This window comes from Streptomyces canus, from assembly GCF_030815415.1.
Classification (GTDB): domain Bacteria; phylum Actinomycetota; class Actinomycetes; order Streptomycetales; family Streptomycetaceae; genus Streptomyces; species Streptomyces canus_F.
Window position 1 is genome coordinate 7,455,221 of the sequence record NZ_JAUSWW010000001.1, and the last position, 22,790, is coordinate 7,478,010.

23 protein-coding genes are annotated in these 22,790 nt (G+C 70.8%); 17 read left to right on the plus strand and 6 right to left on the minus strand.

Annotation, left to right across the window (positions count from 1 at the left end; all coding sequences use genetic code 11):
- Positions 1-39: 39 nt before the first annotated feature.
- Positions 40-3,579 (plus strand): DNA polymerase III subunit alpha, encoded by a 3,540-nt coding sequence (gene dnaE / locus QF037_RS34445; RefSeq protein ID WP_307032042.1) that lies wholly within the window; start codon positions 40-42, stop codon positions 3,577-3,579.
- A gap of 80 nt (positions 3,580-3,659) precedes the next feature.
- On the opposite strand, the gene QF037_RS34450 is transcribed toward dnaE, so the two are convergent.
- The gene (locus tag QF037_RS34450) at positions 3,660-3,824 is read right to left on the minus strand and encodes a hypothetical protein (RefSeq protein ID WP_266893661.1); all 165 of its coding nucleotides are present in this window, start codon (positions 3,822-3,824) and stop codon (positions 3,660-3,662) included.
- Between the two features lie 224 nt (positions 3,825-4,048).
- On the opposite strand from QF037_RS34450, the gene QF037_RS34455 reads away from it, so the two are divergent.
- The 4 genes from QF037_RS34455 (at position 4,049) to QF037_RS34470 (ending at position 7,976) form a co-directional block, all read left to right on the plus strand.
- Positions 4,049-5,260: an NYN domain-containing protein gene (locus QF037_RS34455; protein WP_307032043.1), complete on the plus strand. Its 1,212-nt coding sequence runs from the start codon at positions 4,049-4,051 to the stop codon at positions 5,258-5,260.
- A 107-nt stretch (positions 5,261-5,367) separates the two neighbouring features.
- On the plus strand, positions 5,368-6,342 hold the full coding sequence (locus QF037_RS34460) for an ABC transporter ATP-binding protein (RefSeq protein WP_307037517.1): 975 nt from the start codon (positions 5,368-5,370) through the stop codon (positions 6,340-6,342).
- Positions 6,343-6,448: 106 nt separating this feature from the next.
- Complete coding sequence (locus QF037_RS34465; RefSeq protein ID WP_307032044.1) at positions 6,449-7,270, plus strand: ABC transporter permease; 822 nt, start codon at positions 6,449-6,451, stop codon at positions 7,268-7,270.
- A 34-nt stretch (positions 7,271-7,304) separates the two neighbouring features.
- Positions 7,305-7,976, plus strand: coding sequence for an AAA family ATPase (locus tag QF037_RS34470; RefSeq protein WP_307032045.1), 672 nt, complete (start codon positions 7,305-7,307; stop codon positions 7,974-7,976).
- Positions 7,977-8,275: 299 nt separating this feature from the next.
- Here QF037_RS34470 and ybaK read toward each other — a convergent pair whose 3' ends face one another.
- The 4 genes from ybaK to QF037_RS34490 all read right to left on the minus strand — a co-directional run bounded on the left by ybaK (position 8,276) and on the right by QF037_RS34490 (position 12,271).
- Entirely contained in the window at positions 8,276-8,776 is a 501-nt protein-coding gene (ybaK, locus tag QF037_RS34475) for a Cys-tRNA(Pro) deacylase (RefSeq protein WP_307032046.1), read from the minus strand.
- Between the two features lie 13 nt (positions 8,777-8,789).
- Positions 8,790-9,530 (minus strand): LON peptidase substrate-binding domain-containing protein, encoded by a 741-nt coding sequence (locus tag QF037_RS34480; protein WP_307032047.1) that lies wholly within the window; start codon positions 9,528-9,530, stop codon positions 8,790-8,792.
- 11 nt (positions 9,531-9,541) lie between these two features.
- A complete protein-coding gene (locus tag QF037_RS34485; RefSeq protein ID WP_307032048.1) occupies positions 9,542-10,567 on the minus strand; it encodes a hypothetical protein in 1,026 nt (341 codons plus the stop codon).
- A 126-nt stretch (positions 10,568-10,693) separates the two neighbouring features.
- Positions 10,694-12,271: an oxidoreductase gene (locus QF037_RS34490; RefSeq protein WP_307032049.1), complete on the minus strand. Its 1,578-nt coding sequence runs from the start codon at positions 12,269-12,271 to the stop codon at positions 10,694-10,696.
- 169 nt (positions 12,272-12,440) lie between these two features.
- Between QF037_RS34490 and hisD the strand changes: the two genes are divergently transcribed.
- The 10 genes from hisD to QF037_RS34540 all read left to right on the plus strand — a co-directional run bounded on the left by hisD (position 12,441) and on the right by QF037_RS34540 (position 20,146).
- Complete coding sequence (hisD, locus tag QF037_RS34495; RefSeq protein WP_307032050.1) at positions 12,441-13,766, plus strand: histidinol dehydrogenase; 1,326 nt, start codon at positions 12,441-12,443, stop codon at positions 13,764-13,766.
- Positions 13,763-14,869, plus strand: a complete 1,107-nt coding sequence (locus QF037_RS34500; RefSeq protein WP_307032051.1) for a histidinol-phosphate transaminase — start codon at positions 13,763-13,765, stop codon at positions 14,867-14,869. The genes hisD and QF037_RS34500 overlap by 4 nt, the downstream gene beginning before the upstream one ends.
- Positions 14,866-15,468, plus strand: a complete 603-nt coding sequence (gene hisB / locus QF037_RS34505; protein ID WP_307032052.1) for an imidazoleglycerol-phosphate dehydratase HisB — start codon at positions 14,866-14,868, stop codon at positions 15,466-15,468. Before QF037_RS34500 ends, hisB begins: the two co-directional genes overlap by 4 nt.
- Complete coding sequence (locus QF037_RS34510) at positions 15,465-15,629, plus strand: hypothetical protein (RefSeq protein WP_307032053.1); 165 nt, start codon at positions 15,465-15,467, stop codon at positions 15,627-15,629. The genes hisB and QF037_RS34510 overlap by 4 nt, the downstream gene beginning before the upstream one ends.
- Positions 15,620-16,270 carry an imidazole glycerol phosphate synthase subunit HisH gene (gene hisH, locus QF037_RS34515; RefSeq protein ID WP_307032054.1) on the plus strand — a complete coding sequence of 217 codons (651 nt, stop codon included), beginning with the start codon at positions 15,620-15,622 and terminating at the stop codon, positions 16,268-16,270. Before QF037_RS34510 ends, hisH begins: the two co-directional genes overlap by 10 nt.
- A complete protein-coding gene (priA, locus tag QF037_RS34520; RefSeq protein WP_307032055.1) occupies positions 16,270-17,007 on the plus strand; it encodes a bifunctional 1-(5-phosphoribosyl)-5-((5-phosphoribosylamino)methylideneamino)imidazole-4-carboxamide isomerase/phosphoribosylanthranilate isomerase PriA in 738 nt (245 codons plus the stop codon). The genes hisH and priA overlap by 1 nt, the downstream gene beginning before the upstream one ends.
- A complete protein-coding gene (locus tag QF037_RS34525) occupies positions 17,004-17,414 on the plus strand; it encodes a RidA family protein (protein ID WP_307032056.1) in 411 nt (136 codons plus the stop codon). The genes priA and QF037_RS34525 overlap by 4 nt, the downstream gene beginning before the upstream one ends.
- On the plus strand, positions 17,411-18,166 hold the full coding sequence (hisF, locus tag QF037_RS34530; RefSeq protein ID WP_307032057.1) for an imidazole glycerol phosphate synthase subunit HisF: 756 nt from the start codon (positions 17,411-17,413) through the stop codon (positions 18,164-18,166). The genes QF037_RS34525 and hisF overlap by 4 nt, the downstream gene beginning before the upstream one ends.
- A gap of 124 nt (positions 18,167-18,290) precedes the next feature.
- Complete coding sequence (locus tag QF037_RS34535; RefSeq protein ID WP_307032058.1) at positions 18,291-18,881, plus strand: ArsR/SmtB family transcription factor; 591 nt, start codon at positions 18,291-18,293, stop codon at positions 18,879-18,881.
- Positions 18,882-18,895: 14 nt separating this feature from the next.
- On the plus strand, positions 18,896-20,146 hold the full coding sequence (locus tag QF037_RS34540; protein ID WP_307032059.1) for an MFS transporter: 1,251 nt from the start codon (positions 18,896-18,898) through the stop codon (positions 20,144-20,146).
- A gap of 3 nt (positions 20,147-20,149) precedes the next feature.
- On the opposite strand, the gene QF037_RS34545 is transcribed toward QF037_RS34540, so the two are convergent.
- Positions 20,150-20,785 carry a TIGR03085 family metal-binding protein gene (locus QF037_RS34545; RefSeq protein WP_307032060.1) on the minus strand — a complete coding sequence of 212 codons (636 nt, stop codon included), beginning with the start codon at positions 20,783-20,785 and terminating at the stop codon, positions 20,150-20,152.
- A gap of 83 nt (positions 20,786-20,868) precedes the next feature.
- Here QF037_RS34545 and hisI point away from each other — a divergent pair, with 83 nt between their 5' ends.
- Positions 20,869-21,261 (plus strand): phosphoribosyl-AMP cyclohydrolase, encoded by a 393-nt coding sequence (gene hisI, locus QF037_RS34550; RefSeq protein ID WP_307032061.1) that lies wholly within the window; start codon positions 20,869-20,871, stop codon positions 21,259-21,261.
- An 11-nt stretch (positions 21,262-21,272) separates the two neighbouring features.
- On the plus strand, positions 21,273-22,760 hold the full coding sequence (locus tag QF037_RS34555) for an anthranilate synthase component I (RefSeq protein ID WP_307032062.1): 1,488 nt from the start codon (positions 21,273-21,275) through the stop codon (positions 22,758-22,760).
- Positions 22,761-22,790: the final 30 nt, after the last annotated feature.

Genomic DNA, 22,790 nt, shown 5'->3' on the forward strand with positions numbered 1-22,790 from the left:
GACACCCGTCGCCGTACGTTTCCCCTGGAGGCCGCAGCCGTGTCAAAGCCGCCGTTCACGCACCTGCACGTCCACACCCAGTACTCGCTGCTGGACGGTGCCGCGCGGCTCAAGGACATGTTCAACGCGTGCAACGAGATGGGCATGACCCACATCGCCATGTCCGACCACGGCAACCTCCACGGGGCGTACGACTTCTTCCACAGCGCGAAGAAGGCCGGGGTCACCCCGATCATCGGCATCGAGGCCTATGTCGCCCCCGAGTCCCGGCGCAACAAGCGCAAGATCCAGTGGGGCCAGCCGCACCAGAAGCGGGACGACGTCTCCGGTTCGGGTGGTTACACCCACAAGACGATCTGGGCGGCCAACTCGACCGGTCTGCACAACCTCTTCCGGCTCTCCTCGGACGCGTACGCCGAGGGCTGGCTGCAGAAGTGGCCCCGGATGGACAAGGAGACCATCTCCCAGTGGTCCGAGGGCCTCATCGCCTCCACCGGCTGCCCCTCCGGCGAGCTCCAGACCCGCCTGCGCCTGGGCCAGTTCGACGAGGCGCTGAAGGCGGCCTCCGAGTACCAGGACATCTTCGGCAAGGACCGTTACTTCCTGGAGCTGATGGACCACGGCATCGAGATCGAGCGCCGGGTCCGCGACGGCCTCCTGGAGATCGGCAAGAAGCTCGGCATCCCGCCGCTGGTGACGAACGACTCGCACTACACGTACGCGCACGAGGCGACCGCGCACGACGCCCTGCTGTGCATCCAGACCGGCAAGAACCTCTCCGACCCGGACCGCTTCCGCTTCGACGGCACCGGCTACTACCTGAAGTCCACGGACGAGATGTACGCCGTCGACTCCTCCGACGCCTGGCAGCAGGGCTGCGCCAACACTCTCCTGGTCGCCGAGCAGATCGACACCTCCGGCATGTTCGAGGCGAGGAACCTCATGCCGAAGTTCGACATCCCCGAGGGCTTCACCGAGGTCACCTGGTTCAAGGAGGAGGTCCGCCGGGGGATGGAGCGCCGCTTCCCGGGCGGCGTCCCCGAGGACCGGCAGAAGCAGGTCGAGTACGAGATGGACGTCATCATCCAGATGGGGTTCCCGGGCTACTTCCTCGTCGTCGCCGACTTCATCATGTGGGCCAAGAAGAACGGCATCGCGGTCGGCCCGGGGCGAGGCTCCGCGGCCGGTTCGATCGTCGCCTACGCCATGGGCATCACCGACCTCGACCCGATCCCGCACGGTCTGATCTTCGAGCGGTTCCTCAACCCCGAGCGCGTCTCCATGCCCGACGTCGACATCGACTTCGACGAGCGCAGGCGCGTCGAGGTGATCAGGTACGTGACCGAGAAATACGGCGCCGACAAGGTCGCCATGATCGGCACCTACGGCAAGATCAAGGCGAAGAACGCGATCAAGGACTCCGCGCGCGTGCTGGGCTACCCGTACGCCATGGGCGACCGCCTCACCAAGGCCATGCCCGCCGACGTCCTCGGCAAGGGCATCGACCTCAACGGCATCACCGACCCCTCGCACCCGCGCTACAGCGAGGCCGGCGAGATCCGGGCGATGTACGAGAACGAGCCGGACGTGAAGAAGGTCATCGACACCGCCAAGGGCGTCGAGGGCCTGGTCCGGCAGATGGGTGTGCACGCCGCCGGCGTGATCATGTCCAGCGAGCCCATCGTCGACCACGCCCCGATCTGGGTGCGGCACACGGACGGTGTGACCATCACGCAGTGGGACTACCCGCAGTGCGAGTCGCTCGGCCTGCTGAAGATGGACTTCCTCGGCCTGCGCAACCTGACGATCATGGACGACGCCGTCAAGATGGTGAAGTCCAACAAGGGCATCGACCTCGACCTGCTGGCCCTGCCGCTCGACGACCCCAAGACCTTCGAACTGCTCCAGCGCGGTGAGACCCTCGGCGTCTTCCAGTTCGACGGCGGCCCCATGCGCTCGCTGCTGCGTCTGATGAAGCCCGACAACTTCGAGGACATCTCCGCCGTCTCGGCGCTCTACCGTCCGGGCCCGATGGGCATGGACTCGCACACCAACTACGCGCTGCGCAAGAACAAGCTCCAGGAGATCACCCCGATCCACCCGGAGCTGGAGGAGCCCCTCGAAGAGGTCCTCGCGGTCACCTACGGCCTGATCGTCTACCAGGAGCAGGTGCAGAAGGCCGCCCAGATCATCGCCGGGTACTCGCTCGGTGAGGCCGACATCCTGCGCCGCGTGATGGGCAAGAAGAAGCCCGACGAGCTGGCGAAGAACTTCACCATCTTCCAGGCCGGCGCCAAGAAGAACGGCTACAGCGACGAGGCCATCAAGGCCCTGTGGGACGTGCTGGTCCCCTTCGCCGGCTACGCCTTCAACAAGGCGCACTCGGCCGCGTACGGCCTGGTCTCCTACTGGACCGCCTACCTCAAGGCCAACCACCCCGCCGAGTACATGGCCGGACTGCTCACCTCCGTCAAGGACGACAAGGACAAGTCCGCTGTCTACCTCAACGAGTGCCGGCGCATGGGCATCAAGGTGCTCCCGCCGAACGTGAACGAGTCGGTGCACAACTTCGCCGCCCAGGGCGACGACGTGATCCTCTTCGGCCTCGAAGCGGTGCGCAACGTCGGTACCAACGTGGTCGAGTCCATCATCAGGAGCCGCAAGGCCAAGGGGAAGTACGCCTCCTTCCCCGACTACCTCGACAAGGTCGAGGCGGTCGCCTGCAACAAGCGCACCACGGAGTCGCTGATCAAGGCGGGCGCCTTCGACACCATGGGGCACACCCGCAAGGGCCTCACCGCGCACTTCGAGCCGATGATCGACAACGTCGTGCAGGTCAAGCGCAAGGAGGCCGAGGGCCAGTTCGACCTCTTCGGCGGGATGGGCGAGGAGGAGACCAGCGAGCCCGGTTTCGGACTCGACGTGGAGTTCACCACCGACGAGTGGGACAAGGCCTATCTGCTCGCCCAGGAGCGGGAGATGCTCGGTCTGTACGTCTCGGACCACCCGCTCTTCGGCCTGGAGCACGTACTGTCCGACAAGGCCGACGCGGGCATCGCCCAGCTCACCGGAGGTGAGCACGCGGACGGCGCGGTCGTCACCATCGGCGGCATCATCTCGGGCCTCCAGCGCAAGATGACCAAGCAGGGCAACGCCTGGGCGATCGCCACCGTCGAGGACCTCGCCGGCTCCATCGAGTGCATGTTCTTCCCGGCGACCTACCAGCTCGTCTCGACCCAACTCGTCGAGGACGCCGTGGTGTTCGTCAAGGGCCGCCTCGACAAGCGCGAGGACGTGCCCCGGCTGGTGGCGATGGAACTCCAGGTCCCCGACCTGTCCAACGCGGGCACCAACGCGCCCGTGATCCTCACCATCCCGGCAACCAGGGTCACCCCGCCGATGATCAGCCGCCTCGGCGAGATCCTCACCCACCACAAGGGCGAGAGCGAGGTCCGGATCAAGCTCCAGGGCCCGACCAGGACCACGGTCCTGCGCCTCGACCGGCACCGGGTGAAGCCGGACCCGGCGCTCTTCGGCGACTTGAAGGTGCTGCTCGGCCCGTCCTGCCTGGCGGGATAGGACATGACAGGAGGGCGTACCCCGTGCACGGGGTACGCCCTCTCTGTGTGCCTGGGTCTCAACGACCCGTTATGAAGATGTCAGTTGTGACCGAAGCGCTTCTGCTTGCCCTTGCGGGCCATGTCACCCGGAGTCACCTGGGTCATGCGCTGCTCGGCCTGCGCCTCCATCGAGGACTGCTGGGCCTCCTGCTGACCACGCTCGGACTGCGGCTGCTTGCGGTCACGGTTCTTGTTCTTGGCCATGGTGATCTGCCTCCTGAGGGGGATCTAGGGGCCAGGGCCGGGACCAGATTCACATAAGCTGATAAAGAACGCATTTCGGATAATTACCGTCTGTGACAGGGTTCGTCGCCCCGCGATGTGCCGAAACGCCACGCCGAAGATCGAGTTCCGGCCGTTAACCTCCGCGCGGTCGGGCAGACTCGAAGGAAGTCCGAAGTAAACCGCCTCGGAAGAGGGTGAGTCGCGTGGACCGCTGCATCGTCCTGGTGGACGCCGGGTATCTGCTGGGCGCCGCCGCCTCCCTCCTTGCCGGGGAACCCTCGCGATCCCGGATCACCGTCGATCACCCCGCCCTCATCCAGGGCCTGCGCGAACGCGCCGAGTCGGACACCGAACGACCCCTGCTGCGCATCTACTGGTTCGACGGCGCCCCCGACCGCGTCCCCCAGCCCGAGCACCGCAGGCTGCGGGTGATGCCCCGGGTCACCGTCCGGCTGGGCGCCCTGACCCGCAGCGACGGACGCTGGGCCCAGAAGGGCGTCGACGCGGCCATGCACGCCGAGCTCACCGAACTGGCCCGCAACCGCGCCTGCTCCGACATCGTCCTCGTCACCGGCGACGGCGATCTGCTGCCGGGCATGATGGCCGCCAAGGAGCACGGCGTCGCCGTACACCTGTGGGCCGTCCAGGCCGCCGACGGGGACTACAACCAGTCCGAGGACCTCGTCGCCGAGGCCGACGAACGGCGCGTCCTGGACCGTACGTGGATCACCAAGGCCGTACGCGCCAAGGACCTCGGCGGGATCTGTGCGCCGCCGCCCGCGCCGCGTCCCGAGATCGCCGCGATCCTGTCCGCACCGCTGCCCGAATCCGCACTCGCCGCGGCGGCCGAACGATCCGCCGACGAGAGCGACCACGCCCCCGCCGCCTCGGAGAACGGCACCCAGGAGCGAGTGCCCGCGCCCAAGGGCGTGCCCACCCCCAAGGACCTGGCCGCCCTGCGCGGTCCCGGCACCCAGCCGCAGCAGCCCGCGAACGCGACCCTGCGCTGGTCCTCCGACAAAGGCTGGGTCGACCGCCCCGGCGGCCCTGCCGAGCCGCCCGAGGTCGCCTCGATGCCCACCCTCGCCCAGCTGACCAGCGCCGAGCAGCGATGGGCGGACCGCGAGGAGGACATCACCACCGTCGGCGGCGATCCGTTCGAGGTCGGGCAGGTCTTCGCGCGGCGCTGGATGGAACGGCTGGGCGACCAGGCCCATCTGCAGAAGCTCTCGGGCATGTATCCGCGCGTCCCGCACCGGATCGACGGTGAGCTGCTGCGGTACGCCGCCCGGTTCGGACTGCTCGCCCACAAGGACGACCAGATCGACGAGCACGACCGCTACGCCATCCGTGCCGGGTTCTGGCGCGAGATCGACGTACGGACCACCGCCGAACACGCTCCCGCGGGGGAGTGAAACGGCACATACGCCGCCCCCGAGGGCGAGCGGAGCTTGCCGACCCCGTACTCTCGTCCCTTGTGAGTACGCGCGCGGCACAGGCACTTCGGCACGGTGACGATGTCGTGTGCGCGGTGCGCGGACTGACCAAGACCTATCCGGCGGTACGTGGCCGGCGCGGGGTTCCCGCGACCCCCGAGGTGCGTGCCACCGACGATGTGCGGCTCGACATCCGGCGCGGCGAGATCTTCGGACTCCTCGGGCCGAACGGCGCCGGCAAGTCCACCCTCGTACGGCAGCTCACCGGGCTGATGCGGCCCGACCGGGGCAGCGTCGAGATCCTCGGCCACGACATCGTGCGCCACCCGGAGCGGGCCGCGCGGATCCTCGCCTATCTCGGCCAGGAGTCCACCGCCCTGGACGAACTGACCGTCTCGCTCGCCGCCGAGACCACCGGGCGACTGCGCGGACTCGAGGCACGCGCCGCGCGGGCCGAGCGGGACGCCGTACTCGACGAACTGGGCCTCACCTCGCTCGCCGGACGGGCCATCAACAAGCTCTCCGGCGGTCAGCGGCGGCTGGCGTGCCTCGCCGCCGCGCTGGTCGGCGAGCGGCCGCTGCTGGTGCTCGACGAGCCGACCACCGCGATGGACCCCGTCGCGCGGCGGGCCGTCTGGTCCGCCGTGGACCGGCGGCGGGCCGAGCGCGGGACGACCGTACTACTCGTCACCCACAACGTCATCGAGGCCGAGACCGTCCTCGACCGGGTCGCCGTCCTGGACCAGGGCAGGGTGATCGCCTGCGACACCCCCGTCGGGCTCAAGGAGCAGGTCGCCGGGGAGGTCCGGGTCGACCTCGTATGGCGCGAGGCCGCTCCGCTGCACGTCCCCGAGGTCGCCGCGCTCCAGGACCGGGCCGTCGCCTCCGGGCGCCGCTGGACGCTGCGGCTCGCGCCCGAGGAGGCGCGGGCGGTCGTCGCGACGGTGACCGGGGGAGCGGCCTTCGCCGCCCTCGACGACTTCACCCTGGCCACGCCGAGCCTGGAGGACGTCTACCTGGCGCTCGGCGGGGCGGCGCAGCAGGGGCTGGTGAAGGCGTGAGCGCGATGCGGGACCTTGAGCCGGGCTTGAGTGCGCGGGCCGTAGCATCCGTACGGAACAGGACGAACGCCGGAGTGAACCCGTCTGTGAGAGGGAGCAGCGCCACGTGAGTGTCGTACCCGCCGAGGTTCTGCCGGGCAGCGCCCGGGCCGTCGAGGAGACGGTCCGCGGCGCGGCCGAGCTCGGGCCGCGTGCGCGGCTGTGGCCGTCGCTCGCGGCCGTGTACCGGGCGCAGCTGTCCCGTGCGCGGGTGGCGCGCATCCCGCTGCTGTTCGTGGCGACCTTCCAGTCGGTCGGGATCATGGTCCTCATGCGGGGGGTCGTGGACGGCGGGGCCGAGGCGCAGGCCGTCGTCGCGGGATCGTCGGTGCTCGTCGTGGCCTTCGTCGCGCTGAACCTGCTCGCGCAGTACTTCGGACAGCTGCGGGCCAGCGGCGGGCTCGACCACTACGCCACGCTGCCGGTGCCGCCGGCCGCCGTGGTGCTCGGGGCCGCGGGGGCGTACGCCTCCTTCACCGTGCCGGGGACCGTGGTGACCGCGGTGTTCGGGTGCGTGCTGTTCGGGCTGCCGCTGGCGCATCTGTGGGTGCTCCTCGCCGTGATCCCGCTGGCGGGAGCGGCCCTCGCCGGGCTCGGGGCGGCCTTCGGGCTGCTCGCGCCGCGGCCGGAACTGGCCACGGTGCTCGGGCAGTTGGGGATGTCCGCGGCGCTGCTGCTCGGCGTGCTGCCGGCCGACCGGATGCCGGAGGCGGTGCGGTTCCTGCGGGATCTGCTGCCGTCGACCTACGGCGTGGAGGCGTTCGCGCGGACGTTCGGACCGGATCCCGACTGGGCGTTCGTGGTCGGTGACCTCGCCGTGTGCGGGGTCGTGGGGGTTGTGTCGCTGGCCGTCGCCACCTGGGCGTACCGTCGGGCGGCCGTCCGGTGACGCGCCGCACAGGCGGGCCTGGCACGATGTCAGGGTGACCGCACCGTTGACTCCGCCCCCGCCGCCGCACGAACAGCCCCCGCACGCCGCGTGGCAGTCGCCTGCCGCCGGGTACAAGGCTCCCGCGTCCCACGAGGCCGCGTACGGCGGTCCCGGCATGGCGACCGAAGTACGCGAGGCCGTCGTCGTCGCCCTCGCCGTGGCGCTCGGCGGGGTGCTGCTCGGGGTGTTGTGGTGGTGGCTGGCGCCGCATGTGCCGCTGGTCGGGGACGTCGTCGACAAGAGCTGGGTCGTCTACCTCGGGGACACCGAGGGGGAGCAGGCGATCGGGGTCGACGGAACGTTCACTCTGCTGGGGCTGGCGTTCGGTCTCGTGAGCGCGCTCGTGGTGTTCCTGGTGCGGCGGCGCGGTGGTGTGCCGCTGGTCGTGGCGCTGGGTGTCGGGGGGCTCCTCGGGTCGCTGCTGGCCTGGCGGGTCGGGATCTGGCTGGGGCCCGCGCAGGATGTGATCGCCCATGCGAAGTCCGTGGGCAAGGGGGTCACCTTCTCGGCGCCGCTGAAGTTGTCGGCGAAGGGGGCGTGGCTGGCGTGGCCGTTCGGGGCGCTGGTGGTGCATCTGGGGCTCACGGCGCTGTTCGGGCCGCGGGATCCTGAGCCGTATCCGCCGCAGGGGCCGTACGGGCCTCATGGGGCGCCGTCGGTGTAGGGCTTCGGTGGGCGGTGGCCGCGGCGAGGGTTTCCTCGCCCCCGCCGCCCCTACCCGTCCCGTCCCTGGGGACTGCGCCCCCAGACCCCCGCTGCCGGCCCTGAACGGGCCTTGTCCTCAAACGCCGGACGGGCTGAGATTGCCTGGACCGGCGTCGAGAGGTGCACGTGACCGGAACGAGTGCTAGGCCGGTCGCCTGCCGTGGTTTGCTCGGCCCTTTTTCATGCGCCACTTTCGCTTTCGCGTTTTCTTCGACATGTCCCTCGTGCTTAGCCGAGGAAGTCAGCCGCGTCGAGAGGTCAGGCGCGGCCGATGGGGGCCAGGATCGCCTGGGTCAGTGCGGAGAGGGACTCGGGGGTGAGTTCGACCTCCAGGCCTCTGCGGCCCGCCGAGACGCAGATCGTGGGGTGGGCCGAGGCCGAGGCGTCCAGGACCGTCGGGAGCTTCTTGCGCTGGCCCAGCGGGGAGATACCGCCCCGGACGTAGCCCGTGGTGCGTTCGGCCAGAGCCGGGTCGGCCATGGCGGCGCGCTTGCCGCCGACCGCCGTGGCGAGCGCCTTCAGGTCCAGCTGGCCGGCGACCGGGACCACGGCCACCGTCAGGGCGCCGTCGACGTCGGCCACCAGGGTCTTGAAGACGCGCTCCGGGGAGACGCCCATCGCCTCGGCCGCCTCCTCGCCGTAGGAGGGGTGGGCGGGATCGTGGTCGTAGGCGTGGACCGTGTACTCCACGCCCGCCGCCGTCAGCGCCACCGTCGCGGGCGTGCCGCCCGACTGCTGCTTCTTCGACTTCTTCGCCATTCGGGGCCCCGGCTCAGTTCAGGCTCGTCGGACCGCGCGTCAGGTCCGACGCCGGCAACGACGGCAGGTTACGGATGATGGACGTCTCCGAGCGAAGGAGTTTCAGCTCGTCGCGCAGGCGGGACGCGGAGTCGGGAGCCTGGAGCAGGCGCTGCCTGGTCGGGGTGTCCAGCATCATCGCCGCGGCCACCAGGTAGGACACCACCGAGGGTTCGTCCGGCAGCTCCGAGCCCGTCGTGAGCGAGCGCTCGCGGGCGCCCGCCAGACGCTTCTGGTACTGCCGGAAGGCCCTGAGAACGCCCTCCGCCAGCGCGCCCGCCCCTTCGCCCGGCTCCTCCGGGAGCTCTTCCAGCTCCGCCGTCAGAAACGGACCCGAGGCGTCCACCGACAGCAGACGCACGCGCGTGGTGCCCGTCGCCAGCACCTCGAACGTGCCGTCCTCACGCTCCCGGATCGTCGCCGCGTCGGCCACGCAGCCGGTGCCGTGGAACGCCTTGAGCGGGTCCGTGCCGAAGCCCGCCGCGGGCCCGCGTTCGGGCAGGGCCGTCGGGTCGGGCATGCCGGGGGAGCTCACGGCGACCTCGAGGCCGTCGCGGATCGCCACGACGGCGAAGCGGCGCGATTCGTCCTCGGGGGTTTTGAGCAGTTCGCGCATCATGGCGCGATAGCGCTCCTCGAAGACGTTCAGCGGCAGCACCAGCCCCGGGAACAGAACCGAGTTCAGAGGGAAGAGGGGAAGACGGACGGTGGTCACGGCGCAGAAGCCTAATGGTCGCCGGGGTGTGCACGTTCCGTGTGCCCACTCCGTGGATGTCCGGAGGCCGCGTGCAGGCGGACCTCTTCGCGCAGTTCCAGGAACCGGCCCAGCGGATCGTCGGAGAGCCGGTCCCAGGGGAATGACGTGGCGTACGGGCCGATGAGCCTCACCTGCTCGAGCGCGTCCGTCCAGCGGCCCAGGCGGGACAGGACGTAGGCCAGCTTGTTCCGCATCTCCGCCGGCCAGGGGTCGGCCGCCGGGAAACGGGCCGACAGCGCGATCGCCCGGTCCGCCGCCGCGTCCAGCCGCTCGTGCGCCACGTCGGGTCCGCAACCGTCGGTCAGATAGGCGAGGGCGGCACGCGTCGGCAGCGCCTGGACGAGGGAGTCGGCGGGGGCGTCCTGCGCGGCCGTCTCGGCGAAATCGAAGCACTCTTGGTGGGAGCCGTGCCAGCTGTCGGCGAGGTAGCGCATGGCGGCGGCATGGCAGCCGTAGTGGTGCGGGGCGCGGCGGATCGCCGCCTCCCACAGCTCCTCGAAGTATTTGTGCCCGGCGTTCGAGCCGTGTGCGTGGTCCAGCGCTATCCGCCACGGCACCGGATCGCGGTCGTCGCCGCGCGCGGCGGCCGTGATCAGCGGGCTCACCTCGCGCAGCAGCTCCGCCCTGGCCGGCGACTGCCAGGCGCGGGCCACCGCGAGCTGGGCGCCGACCAGCAGCATGTCCGGGTCGTGCGGGGCGGCCGTACGCCAGTCCTCGAACCACTCGGCGCGCGACTGAGCGAAGGACGCCAGTCGTACGGCGTACCGGTCGCGGTTCTCCCACGCGGCGCCCTCGCGGGTCGCGGCGAGCAGCCGGGACGCGGTCTGCCAGGTGCCCTGCCCGGCGGCCACGAGGGCGGGGCCCAGGTGGTCGTCCGGCGCGTCGAGGAGCACCTCGTCGTCGGCGGGGAGCGCGACGGCGGGGTGCTGGACGGGGGTCCTGGCCGTCCTCGGGGAGCGGACGAAGGGGGGCAGCAGAGCCATGGTGTCGACCATTGAAAAGCCGCTGGTCCGGGATGCGCCAGAGGTTTCGAGCAAAGTGTGGAAAGTTGTACGACGGTAAGTCAAGAGTCGGTAAAGCGTTTACTGTTCAACAACTGTTCGCCCGCTGTGCCCGGCGGCCTAACTCCGCCGCAGCAGCCTCGTCGCCCCGGCCGCCACCGTCGTCGCCAGGATCCAGCCCAGCAGGATCATCACCGCGGCCAGCCACTGCCAGCCGCCCCTGAGCTGCCAGAAACCGACCTGGCCCAGGTCGATGACCGGCAGGAGCAGGTCGAGGGCGAACAGGGCCGGGTTCCAGTACGGCGCCTCGCCGCTCTTGATCGGCGGATGGTTCGCGTGCGCGAAGGCCAGCGAGGCCGCCGCCCACAGCACCGCCATCCACACCAGGGCCCGCCCCGGCCGGTACCCGTAGGCGACCGTCCAGTCCTGCGCGTACCCCCACAGCTTGGCGGCGGGCGGCAGCGTCTCGCGGCGCCGGCGCTGCTTGGCGAGCAGCACCTCGCGCGCGTCCTCGTCCTCGCCGCCGGACCGCAGCACGGTCGCCAGCCGCTCGTACGGCTCCGGGTTGTACTCGGCGGTCGCCGCGGTCACCCACTCCAGCCGCTCGGCCAGCGGGAACGGGCCCCTCGGCACCAGGTTCTCGTAGCTGAAGCCGCCCATGTGCAGCCGCCCCGGACCCGGCCAGCTGTCCGTGCGGTCCATCAGGTTCACCACTCGCGCCCCCGACAGCACGACCGTGCCGCGCGCCGGATGCTCCCCGAGGAAGCGCAGCTCGGGCGTCTGGATGCGGCGCAGCGACACCTCCTGGTCGTCGGTGAGCGTGAACCGCGCCCGCTCGAAGTCGAGGGCGTCCCCGAACCGCCCGTCGTCCAGGCGCAGTCCGCCCTCGCACGTGAACCGCTGGATACGCGTCCCGCGCGCCGGAGTCGCCCCGCTCAGCAGCGCGTTGCCGATGCCCGCCGGGGTCAGGTACATCGAGCGCTCGACGGTCAGCTGCGGCGCGTTCAGCGCGAGCCGTGTGTACGGGTTGGCCAGCTTCGCGCCGCGCAGGCTCAGCGAGACGCCGATCTTGGCGCTGCGCAGGCTCAGTTCGCCGTGCGACTCGAGGAGCTCGGCCTGGAGATCCTGTCCGACGGTCATGCCGTCGGCGGCGATCGAGCGGCCGCTGCGGTCCCGGTAGACGATCGCCTGGTTGAGCAGCAGGTCGGTGCCGATGTGGGCGTCGGTCAGCCGTACGCCGTTGTGGAAGCGGCAGCGGGGGAGGTGCAGGTCGCCCTCCGTGTGGATGCGGGCCGCCTCCAGGCGCGGCACCGAGCAGTCCACCATCCGCATGGTCGTGAAGCGGGCCTCCGGCATCAGGACGTCCCGCTCGAAACGGCAGCCCCGCATCTCCATGTACGGCACCACGATGCCGCCGGCCAGCTCCAGCATGCCGCTGATCTGCACCCCGCTCAGCTTCAGGGACGACACCCGGCCCGCGAGCGCGGGCGGCCCGTCCAGGAGCAGCCAGCACACGATGCGGGCCCGCACGGTCCGCTCGGGTCCCCACGGATGCCCGCCGTGCGGATCGTCGACGACCGAGTCGCCGCTGCTCAGGTCGTACACGCTGCCGTTGCGGAAGGCCTGCCACATCCCGGCCTCGGCGTCGGTCAGATCGCCCGGCAGGTCCCCGTCCCGGATGCCGGCCCCGTCGGTCACGGCTCTTCCGTCCCTCTCCGTCGCTCACTCGTTTCGCACAACTGTTCATGCTGGTCATGCCCGCTCGGTGACGCCCTGAACGCTAGACGTGAGGGGGATCTTCCAGGTTGCGTATCAGCCACTGGAATGCCCGAACGACGCCGAACCGCGGTCTGAGAGAATTGACCCCGTGATCTCCCGAATCGATCTGCGCGGCGACGCCCTCCCCGAGGGCCCCGCCCTGCGCGACCTGCTGCCCCGAGCCGACTTCGACGTCTCGGCCGCCCTCGAGAAGGTGCGTCCGATCTGTGAGGCCGTGCATCATCGGGGTGACGCGGCGCTGATCGACTTCGCCGAGAAGTTCGACGGCGTGCGGCTGGAATCCGTACGGGTCCCGGCCCAGGCGATCAGCGACGCGCTGGAATCCCTCGACCCGGCCGTGCGCGCGGCCCTCGAGGAATCCATCCGCCGCGCCCGTCTCGTCCACCGCGAGCAGCGTCGCAGCACCCACACGACCCAGGTCGTGCCCGGCGGTTCCGTCACCGAGAAGTGGGTGCCGGTCGACCGGGTCGGGCTGTACGCGCCCGGCGGGCGGGCCGTCTACCCGTCCTCCGTGATCATGAACGTCGTCCCGGCCCAGGAGGCCGGCGTCGAGTCCCTCGCCCTCGCCTCTCCGGCGCAGGCCGACTTCGGCGGCCTGCCGCACCCGACGATCCTCGCCGCGTGCGCGCTGCTCGGCGTCGACGAGGTGTACGCCGCCGGTGGCGCGACCGCCGTCGCGATGTTCGCGTACGGCACCGAGTCCTGCGCGCCCACCACCATGGTCACCGGCCCCGGCAACATCTGGGTGGCCGCGGCCAAGCGCTACTTCACCGGCAAGATCGGCATCGACTCCGAGGCCGGTCCGACCGAGATCGCGATCCTCGCGGACGACACCGCCGACCCGGTGCACGTCGCCTCCGACCTGATCAGCCAGGCCGAGCACGACCCGCTCGCGGCGGCCGTCCTGGTCACCGACTCCGTCGCGCTCGCGGACGCGGTCGAGAAGGAGCTGGAGCCGCAGGTCGCGGCCAGCAAGCACATCGACGAGCGGATCCGCCCGGCCCTGGAGGGCAAGCAGTCCGCGATCGTCCTCGTCGACGGCATCGACGAGGGCCTGCGGGTCGTCAACGCCTACGGCGCCGAGCACCTGGAGATCCAGACCGCCGACGCCACCGCGGTCGCCGAGCGGGTCCGCAACGCGGGCGCGATCTTCATCGGCCCCTGGGCACCCGTGTCGCTCGGCGACTACGCCGCCGGGTCCAACCACGTCCTGCCCACCGGCGGCTGCGCCTGCCACTCCTCCGGGCTGTCGGTGCAGTCCTTCCTCCGGGGCATCCACATCGTCGACTACACGAAGGACGCGCTGGCCGACGTGGCGCATCACGTGGTGACGCTGGCGGAGGCGGAAGACCTGCCCGCGCACGGCGCGGCGATCAAGGCACGGTTCGGGTGGAAGGTTCCTGAAGGCAAGTGACTGACATCGACGATCTCCCCGTACGGGACGAGCTGCGCGGCAAGTCCCCTTACGGCGCACCCCAGTTGGACGTCCCCGTACGGCTGAACACCAACGAGAACCCCTACCCCCTGCCCGAGCCGCTGGTCGAGCGCATCACCGAGCGGGTCCGTGAGGCCGCCCGGAACCTCAACCGCTACCCGGACCGGGACGCCGTGGAACTGCGCACGCAGCTCGCGAAGTACCTGACGGACACGTCCGGTCACGAGGTGGGCCTGGCCAACGTGTGGGCCGCGAACGGCTCCAACGAGGTCATCCAGCAGCTGCTGCAGACCTTCGGTGGACCGGGCCGTACGGCGATCGGCTTCGAGCCGTCGTACTCGATGCACGGGCTCATCTCGCGCGGCACCGGCACCGGCTGGATCTCCGGTCCGCGCAACGAGGACTTCACGATCGACCTCGCCGCCGCCGAGAAGGCGATCGCCGAGAACCGGCCGGACGTCGTCTTCGTCACCACCCCCAACAACCCCACCGGCACCGCGGTCCCGGCCGAGACGGTCCTCGCCCTGTACGAGGCCGCGCAGGCCGCCAAGCCCTCGCTGGTCGTGGTCGACGAGGCGTACATCGAGTTCAGCCACGGCGCCTCGCTGCTGCCGCTGATCGAAGGTCGGCCGAATCTCGTCGTCTCCCGGACGATGTCGAAGGCCTTCGGCGCGGCCGGCCTGCGCCTTGGCTACCTCGCCGCGCACCCGGCGGTCGTCGACGCCGTACAGCTCGTACGACTGCCCTACCACCTGTCGGCGATCACCCAGGCGACCGCCCTGGCCGCCCTGGAACACACCGACACGCTGCTGAAGTACGTCGAGCAGCTGAAGGCGGAGCGGGACCGGCTGGTCGCCGAGCTGCTGGCGGCCGGGTACGAGGTCACGGCGTCGGACGCCAACTTCGTGCAGTTCGGGCGGTTCGACGACTCCCACACCGTGTGGCAGAAGATCCTCGACCGGGGTGTCCTGGTCCGGGACAACGGAGTGCCGGGCTGGCTGCGGGTCACCGCCGGCACCCCCGAAGAGAACGACGCGTTCCTCGACGCGGTCCGTGAACTGAAGAAGGAGCAGAGCGCATGACTCGCGAAGGTCGCATCGGAAGAATCGAGCGGGTGACGAAGGAGACCTCGGTCCTCGTCGAGATCGACCTCGACGGGTCCGGCAAGGTCGATGTGTCGACAGGTGTCGGCTTCTACGACCACATGCTCGACCAGCTCGGCCGCCACGGTCTGTTCGACCTGACCGTGAAGACCGAGGGCGACCTGCACATCGACTCGCACCACACCATCGAGGACAGCGCCCTCGCCCTCGGCGCCGCCTTCAAGCAGGCGCTCGGCGACAAGGTCGGCATCTACCGCTTCGGCAACTGCACGGTCCCGCTGGACGAGTCCCTCGCCCAGGTCACCGTCGACCTGTCCGGCCGCCCCTACCTCGTGCACACCGAGCCCGAGAAGATGGCGCCGATGATCGGCGAGTACGACACCACGATGACCCGGCACATCCTGGAGTCCTTCGTCGCCCAGGCCCAGATCGCGCTGCACGTGCACGTGCCGTACGGTCGCAACGCGCACCACATCGTGGAGTGCCAGTTCAAGGCGCTGGCCCGGGCCCTGCGCTACGCCTGCGAGCGCGACCCGCGCGCGGCCGGCATCCTCCCGTCCACGAAGGGCGCGCTGTGAACGGGCTGTCGACCGTCCTGATCGTCGTCGGCCTCTTCCTGGCCGGCGGGATCTACTCCTTCGTCAAGCAGGGGATGCCGAAGCAGCTCATCGTGCTGCTCTCCATCGGCGCCGCGATGTGTCTCGTCGCCGGCGTCATGAGGCTGGAGGTGTGGAGTTGAGCGCGTCCGCCAAGAAGGTAGTCGTCTTCGACTACGGCTTCGGCAACGTCCGTTCCGCCGAACGGGCCCTCGCACGCACCGGGGCCGAGGTCGAGATAACGCGTGACTACGACAAGGCCATGAACGCCGACGGCCTGCTGGTGCCCGGCGTCGGCGCCTTCGCCAGCTGCATGAAGGGCCTCAAGGAGGCGCGCGGCGACTGGATCATCGACCGCCGGCTCTCCGGCGGGCGCCCGGTCATGGGCATCTGCGTCGGCATGCAGATCCTCTTCGCGCGCGGCATCGAACACGGCGTGGAGACCGAGGGCGTCGACGAGTGGCCCGGCTCGGTCGAGCCGCTCCAGGCCGACATCGTGCCCCACATGGGCTGGAACACCGTGGACGCGCCGGCCGGCTCCCAGCTGTTCGCCGGCCTGGACGCGGACGCCCGCTTCTACTTCGTGCACTCCTACGCCGTCCACGACTGGACCCTGGAGACCTCGAACCCGGCGATGCGGGCACCGCTCGTGACCTGGTCCACGCACGGCAAGCCCTTCGTGGCCGCCGTGGAGAACGGCGCCCTGTGGGCCACGCAGTTCCACCCCGAGAAGTCCGGCGACGCCGGTGCGCAGCTGCTGAACAACTGGATCGGAACCCTCTGATGCCTTCGAACCCCGCACGGCTCGAACTCCTTCCCGCCGTCGACGTCCGTGACGGCCAGGCCGTCCGTCTCGTGCATGGCGAGTCCGGCACGGAGACTTCGTACGGCTCCCCGCTGGAGGCCGCCCTCGCCTGGCAGCGGGCGGGCGCCGAGTGGCTGCACCTCGTCGACCTGGACGCCGCGTTCGGCACTGGCGACAACCGGGACCTGGTCCGCCAGGTCACCGAGGCCATGGACATCAAGGTGGAGCTGTCCGGCGGCATCCGCGACGACGCCTCCCTCGCGGCGGCCCTCGCCACCGGCTGCACCCGCGTGAACCTCGGCACCGCCGCACTGGAGACCCCCGAGTGGGTCGCCAGGATCATCGCCGAGCACGGCGACCGGATCGCGGTCGGCCTGGACGTACGCGGCACCACCCTCAAGGGCCGCGGCTGGACCCGCGACGGCGGCGACCTCTACGAGACGCTGGAGCGCCTCGACAAGGAGGGCTGCGCGCGGTACGTCGTCACGGACATCGCGAAGGACGGCACGCTGCAGGGCCCGAACCTGGAGCTGCTCCGCAACGTCTGCGCGGCCACCGACCGGCCGGTCGTGGCCTCCGGCGGGGTGTCGTCGCTGGACGACCTGCGGGCCATCGCCGAGCTGGTACCCCTCGGTGTCGAGGGCTCCATCGTCGGGAAGGCCCTGTACGCGAAGGCGTTCACCCTGGAAGAGGCACTGGAGGCGGTGGCCGAGTGAGCGATCTGCGACGCGTTTCGACCGGCGCGCCCTGGGAGGAGGCCTTCGGGTACTCCCGCGCGGTGGAGCTGCCCAACGGCCTGGTGCTGGTCTCCGGCTGCACGTCGATCGTGGACGGTGAGATCGCCGCGGGCGATCCGTACGAGCAGGCGGTCAACTCCTTCAAGGTCGCGTTCGCGGCGCTGGAGCAGTTGGGACTCGGCCCGGCGGACGTCGTGCGGACGCGCATGTACCTCACCCACGGCCGGGACGTGGAGGAGGTCGGACGCGCTCACAAGGAGCTGTTCGACGCCGTCCGGCCCGCCGCATCCATGATCATCGTCTCCGGCTTCGTGGACCCCAGCCTGGTCGTCGAGGTCGAGGTGGAGGCATTCCGCTCCGGCGGAGAACCCGGAGTGTCCGCATGACCCTCGCCGTACGAGTCATCCCCTGCCTGGACGTGGACAACGGCCGGGTCGTCAAGGGCGTCAATTTCCAGAACCTGCGCGACGCGGGCGACCCCGTCGAGATGGCCAAGGTGTACGACGCCGAGGGCGCCGACGAGCTGACGTTCCTGGACATCACCGCCTCGTCGGGCAACCGCGAGACCACGTACGACGTGGTGCGCCGCACCGCCGAGCAGGTCTTCATCCCGCTGACCGTCGGCGGCGGCGTGCGCACCGCCGAGGACGTGGACAAGCTGCTGCGGGCGGGCGCGGACAAGGTGGGCGTGAACACGGCCGCCATCGCGCGCCCCGAGCTGATCAAGGAGATCGCGGAGCGGTTCGGGCGCCAGGTCCTGGTGCTGTCGGTGGACGCGCGGCGCACTCCCGAGGGCACCTTCGAGGTCACCACCCACGGTGGCCGCAAGGGCACCGGCATCGACGCCGTCGAGTGGGCGCACCGGGCCGCCGAGCTGGGCGCGGGCGAGATCCTGCTCAACTCGATGGACGCGGACGGCACGAAGGACGGCTACGACCTGGAGATGATCGCCGCCGTCCGCAAGCACGTGACGGTTCCGGTGATCGCCTCCGGCGGTGCGGGCAAGCTCGCCGACTTCGCTCCGGCCATCGAGGCGGGGGCGGACGCGGTGCTGGCGGCTTCGGTCTTCCACTTCGGGGATCTGCGGATCGGCGAGGTGAAGGACGCGTTGCGAGGGGCCGGACACCCCGTGCGGTGACGTGTATGAGGCATTGAGGTAAGCCCCGGGCACCTGGTGGCCGGGGCTTACTTGTGGACAGATGCGAAAGAGAAGTTGCGCAAAATTCATTGCGCAACTTTTCTTTCGTATCTACCGTGGAGGCATGACAGGCAAGGAACGGGACCGGCGGATCACGGACGTGGGCACCCTCAAGGCGCTCGCGCACCCGTTGCGGATGAGGCTGTACCGGAATCTGACCCTGGCCCGGGTCGCCACCGCCTCGCAGCTGGCCGAGGCGGTCGACGAGGCCGTCTCGCTGGTCAGCTACCACCTGCGCAAGCTCGCCGAGCACGGCCTGATCGAAGAGGCCCGGCCGCAGAGCGCGGACGGCCGGGAGAGGTGGTGGCAGCCCGCCTCGGACGGCGTGAGCATCCGCGACGAGGACTTCCGCGACGCCCCCGAGGAAGCGGCCGCGCACACCGCGGCCAGCAGGCTCTTCGCCGAGCAGCGCATGGACATGTACCGCCGCTGGCTCGACGAACGCGCCCACTGGAGCCACGAGTGGAACCGGACAGCCGAGTCCTCCGAGGCCGCACTCCGCCTCACCGCGGACGAACTGGCCGAGCTGAACAAGGAGATGCTCGCGCTCCTGCACCAGTACGACGAGCGGGGCCGGGCCGCCGACGCCGCAGGCGACACCGAGGGTCGCGAGAACGTCGCGGTGCACACGTACGCGTTCCCCTTCCGCGCCTGAGAGGACCCGGTTCCGTGCCCGCCACGCTCATCTCCGCGCCCGACGTCACCCCCCGCCCCGCCCACCGCGACGCCAACGTCCTGCGCTGGCTCGCCGCCTACACCTCCTCGATGGTCGGCGACAGCGTGTACTACATCGCCCTGTCCTGGGCCGCCGTACAGGCCGGAAGCCCCTCGCAGGCCGGCCTCGTGATGTCGGCGAGCGCGCTGCCGCGGGCGGTCCTGATGCTGGGCGGGGGAGTGATCGCCGACCGGCTCGGACCGCGCAGGGTCGTCATCGGGAGCGACGTGGTGCGCTGCGCGGCGGTGCTGGCGGTGGCGGCGCTGCTGCTCCCCACCAGCCCGGGGCTGTGGCCGCTGGCCGTGCTCGCCCTGGTCTTCGGCGCCGTCGACGCGGTGTTCGTCCCGGCCGTCGGCGCCCTCCCCGCGCGCGTGACGTCACGCGACCAGCTCGCGCGCGTGCAGGGCATGCGAGGTCTCGGCATCCGCATCGCGAGCGTCGTCGGCGGACCGCTCGGCGGGCTCGGCGTGGCGGTCGGCGGCTCGGCGGCGGCGTTCGGCCTCGCGGGGCTGCTGATCGCCGTGTCCGTGCCGCTGCTGGTCTCCGTGCGCATACGGGAGGTGCCCGCCGGCGACGGGACGCCCGGGGCACGAGGCACCGCCTGGGGCGACCTGACGGCCGGCCTGCGCCACATCCGCGGCCACCGTGTCCTCGCCCCGCTGATGCTGGCCATCGCCCTCGGCGACCTCGGCTTCGTCGGCCCCCTCAACGTCGGTCTGACCCTCCTCGCCGACGAACGAGGCTGGGGCGCCGCGGGGATGGGCTGGATACTCGCCGGGTTCGGCGTCGGCGCGGGTGCCGCGGCCCTGCTGCTCACCGTCCGCGGGCGGCTGCCGCACGCGGGGCGGGTGGCGGCGGGCACGATCATCGCCGGGTCGGTCGCGATCGGGGCCCTCGCCCAGGCGCCGAGTATCGGCGTCGCCGTCGGCACGGCCCTGCTGGTCGGGCTGCTCGCCGGGCTCAGCGGCGCGATGTGCGGGGCCCTGCTGCAGACCCAGGCCGACCCCGCCTACCTGGGCCGGGTCACCGCCGTGGCCAGTCTGATGAGCCTGGGTTTCGCCCCGCTGAGCATGCCGCTGTCCGCCGCGGCCATCGGAACGTGGGGTACGGGCCCCGTGTTCGCCGTCAGCGCGGCGGTCTGCGGGCTCGGCGGGGTCGTGGCCCTGTGCGCCAGGGACCTGCGCCGCGCCGAGCTCCCGAAGTAGCGCCTAGATCCCCAGCTCCTTCGCCTCGTGCAGCTTGGCGATCGCGTCCTTGTCGCCGTCCAGCTCGACCTGCGCGGCGTTGTGCCGGCCGTACAGGAACAGCAGGAGCTCCGAGGGTTCGCCGGTCACCGTCACGACCGGGGCACCGCGGTGCGCCACCGCCGTCTGGCCGTCCGGGCGGCGCAGGACGAGGCCCGTGGGAGCGCTGCGGCCCATCAGGCGGGCGGTGCGCTCCAGACGCGTCCAGAGCGCGTCCTGGAAGACCGGGTCGAGCTCGCGCGGGGTCCAGTCGGGCTGGGCACGGCGGACGTCCTCGGTGTGGACGTAGAACTCGATCGTGTTGGACGCCTCGTCGATCTGCTTGAGGGAGAAGGGCGAGAAGCGCGGCGGGCCGGTACGGATCAGCTGGATCAGTTCCTCGTACGGCTTGGCCGTGAACTCCCCCATCGCCTTGTCCAGACGGGAGGCGAGCTGCTTGATGAGCAGACCCCCGGCGGCGTCGGGGCGGCGCTCGCGCACCGCCACGTGCGCCGCCAGGTCCCGGGTCTGCCAGCCCTCGCACAGGGTCGGTGCCTCGGGACCGGCGGTCTCCAGAAGATCGGCGAGCAGAAGTCGTTCACGCTTGGCGAAAGTCGACATGCCGTCAGCCTACGACCGCACACCGGGTCCGCACAGTGGACACCGCGCCAGACCTGTCGGTGGCGCGCGGCACAATGGCAACCATGACCAGCACGCCCCCTCCCAGCAACCTCGACCCCGAGATCGCCGACCGCCTCAAGCGCGCCGCCGACGGGCTCGTCCCCGCCATCGCCCAGCAGTACGACACCGGTGAGGTGCTGATGCTCGGCTGGATGGACGACGAGGCGCTGCACCGCACGCTGACCACCGGCCGCTGCACGTACTGGTCGCGCAGCCGCCAGGAGTACTGGGTCAAGGGCGACACCTCCGGCCACTTCCAGTGGGTCAAGTCGGTCGCGCTCGACTGCGACGCCGACACCGTGTTGGTCAAGGTCGACCAGGTCGGCGCCGCCTGCCACACCGGCGCACGCACCTGCTTCGACGTCGACGTGCTGCTCAAGGACGCCGATTCCGGCGTGTCCGCCCCGGATCAGTAAGGTCAGCCGCCATGGACCTCGAGACCTTCCGCAAGCTCGCCACCGACCGGCGCGTCATCCCGGTCACGCGCAAGCTCCTCGCCGACGGCGACACCCCGGTCGCCCTCTACCGCAAGCTCGCCGCCGAGCGCCCCGGCACCTTCCTGCTGGAGTCCGCGGAGAACGGCCGCACGGCTTTTCAATGGTCTCGCTACTCGTTCGTGGGCGTGCGCTCCGCCGCGACCCTCACATCGAGGGACGGTCAGGCCCACTGGCTCGGCGCCCCGCCCGTCGGCGTCCCCGTCGGCGGCGACCCCCTCGCCGCCCTGCGCGCCACCATCGAGGCCCTGCACACCCCCCACCAGGACGGCATGCCGCCCTTCACCGGCGGCATGGTCGGCTACCTCGGCTACGACATCGTGCGCCGCCTGGAGAAGATCGGCCCCGGCGAGCGCGACGACCTGGGACTGCCCGAGCTGACCATGCTCCTCACCAGCGACCTCGCGGTGATGGACCACTGGGAGGGCTCGGTCCTGCTGATCGCCAACGCGATCAACCACAACGACCTCGACACCGGCGTCGACGAGGCCTACACGGACGCCGTGGCCCGCCTGGACGCCATGCAGGCGGACCTGACCCGCCCGGTGGCCCAGCCGCCCGCCGTCCTCCCGCCCTCCGAGCTCCCCGAGTACACCGCCCTGTGGGGCGGCGAGGACTTCCGCGAGGCCGTCGAGGACATCAAGGAGCGCATCCGCGCGGGCGAGGCCTTCCAGGTCGTCCCCTCGCAGCGCTTCGAAACACCCTGCACGGCAAGCGCGCTGGACGTGTACCGGGTCCTGAGGGCCACCAACCCCTCCCCGTACATGTACCTGTTCCGCTTCGACGGCTTCGACGTCGTCGGCTCGTCCCCCGAAGCCCTCGTGAAGGTCGAGGACGGGCGGGCCATGGTCCACCCCATCGCCGGCACCCGGTGGCGCGGAGCCACCCCGCAGGAGGACCAGGCTCTCGCCGACGAACTGCTCGCCGACCCCAAGGAGCGCGCCGAGCACCTGATGCTGGTCGACCTGGGCCGCAACGACCTGGGGCGCGTCTGCGAGCCGGGCTCCGTGGAGGTCGTGGACTTCATGTCCATCGAGCGGTACTCGCACGTGATGCACATCGTCTCGACGGTGACCGGCAAGGTCGCCCCGGGCCGCACCGCCTTCGACGTCCTGACGGCATGCTTCCCGGCGGGCACCCTCTCCGGCGCCCCCAAGCCGCGCGCGATGCAGATCATCGACGAACTCGAACCGTCCCGGCGCGGGCTGTACGGCGGCTGCGTCGGCTACCTCGACTTCGCGGGCGACTCCGACACGGCCATCGCCATCCGCACGGCCCTCCTCCGCGACGGCACGGCCTACGTCCAGGCCGGCGCCGGAATCGTCGCCGACTCCGACCCGGTCGCCGAGGACCAGGAGTGCCGGAACAAGGCGGCCGCGGTGCTGCGCGCGGTGCACACGGCGAACCGACTCGGGCAATAGGGCGCTTCTCATACGAACCCCGGGTGACAC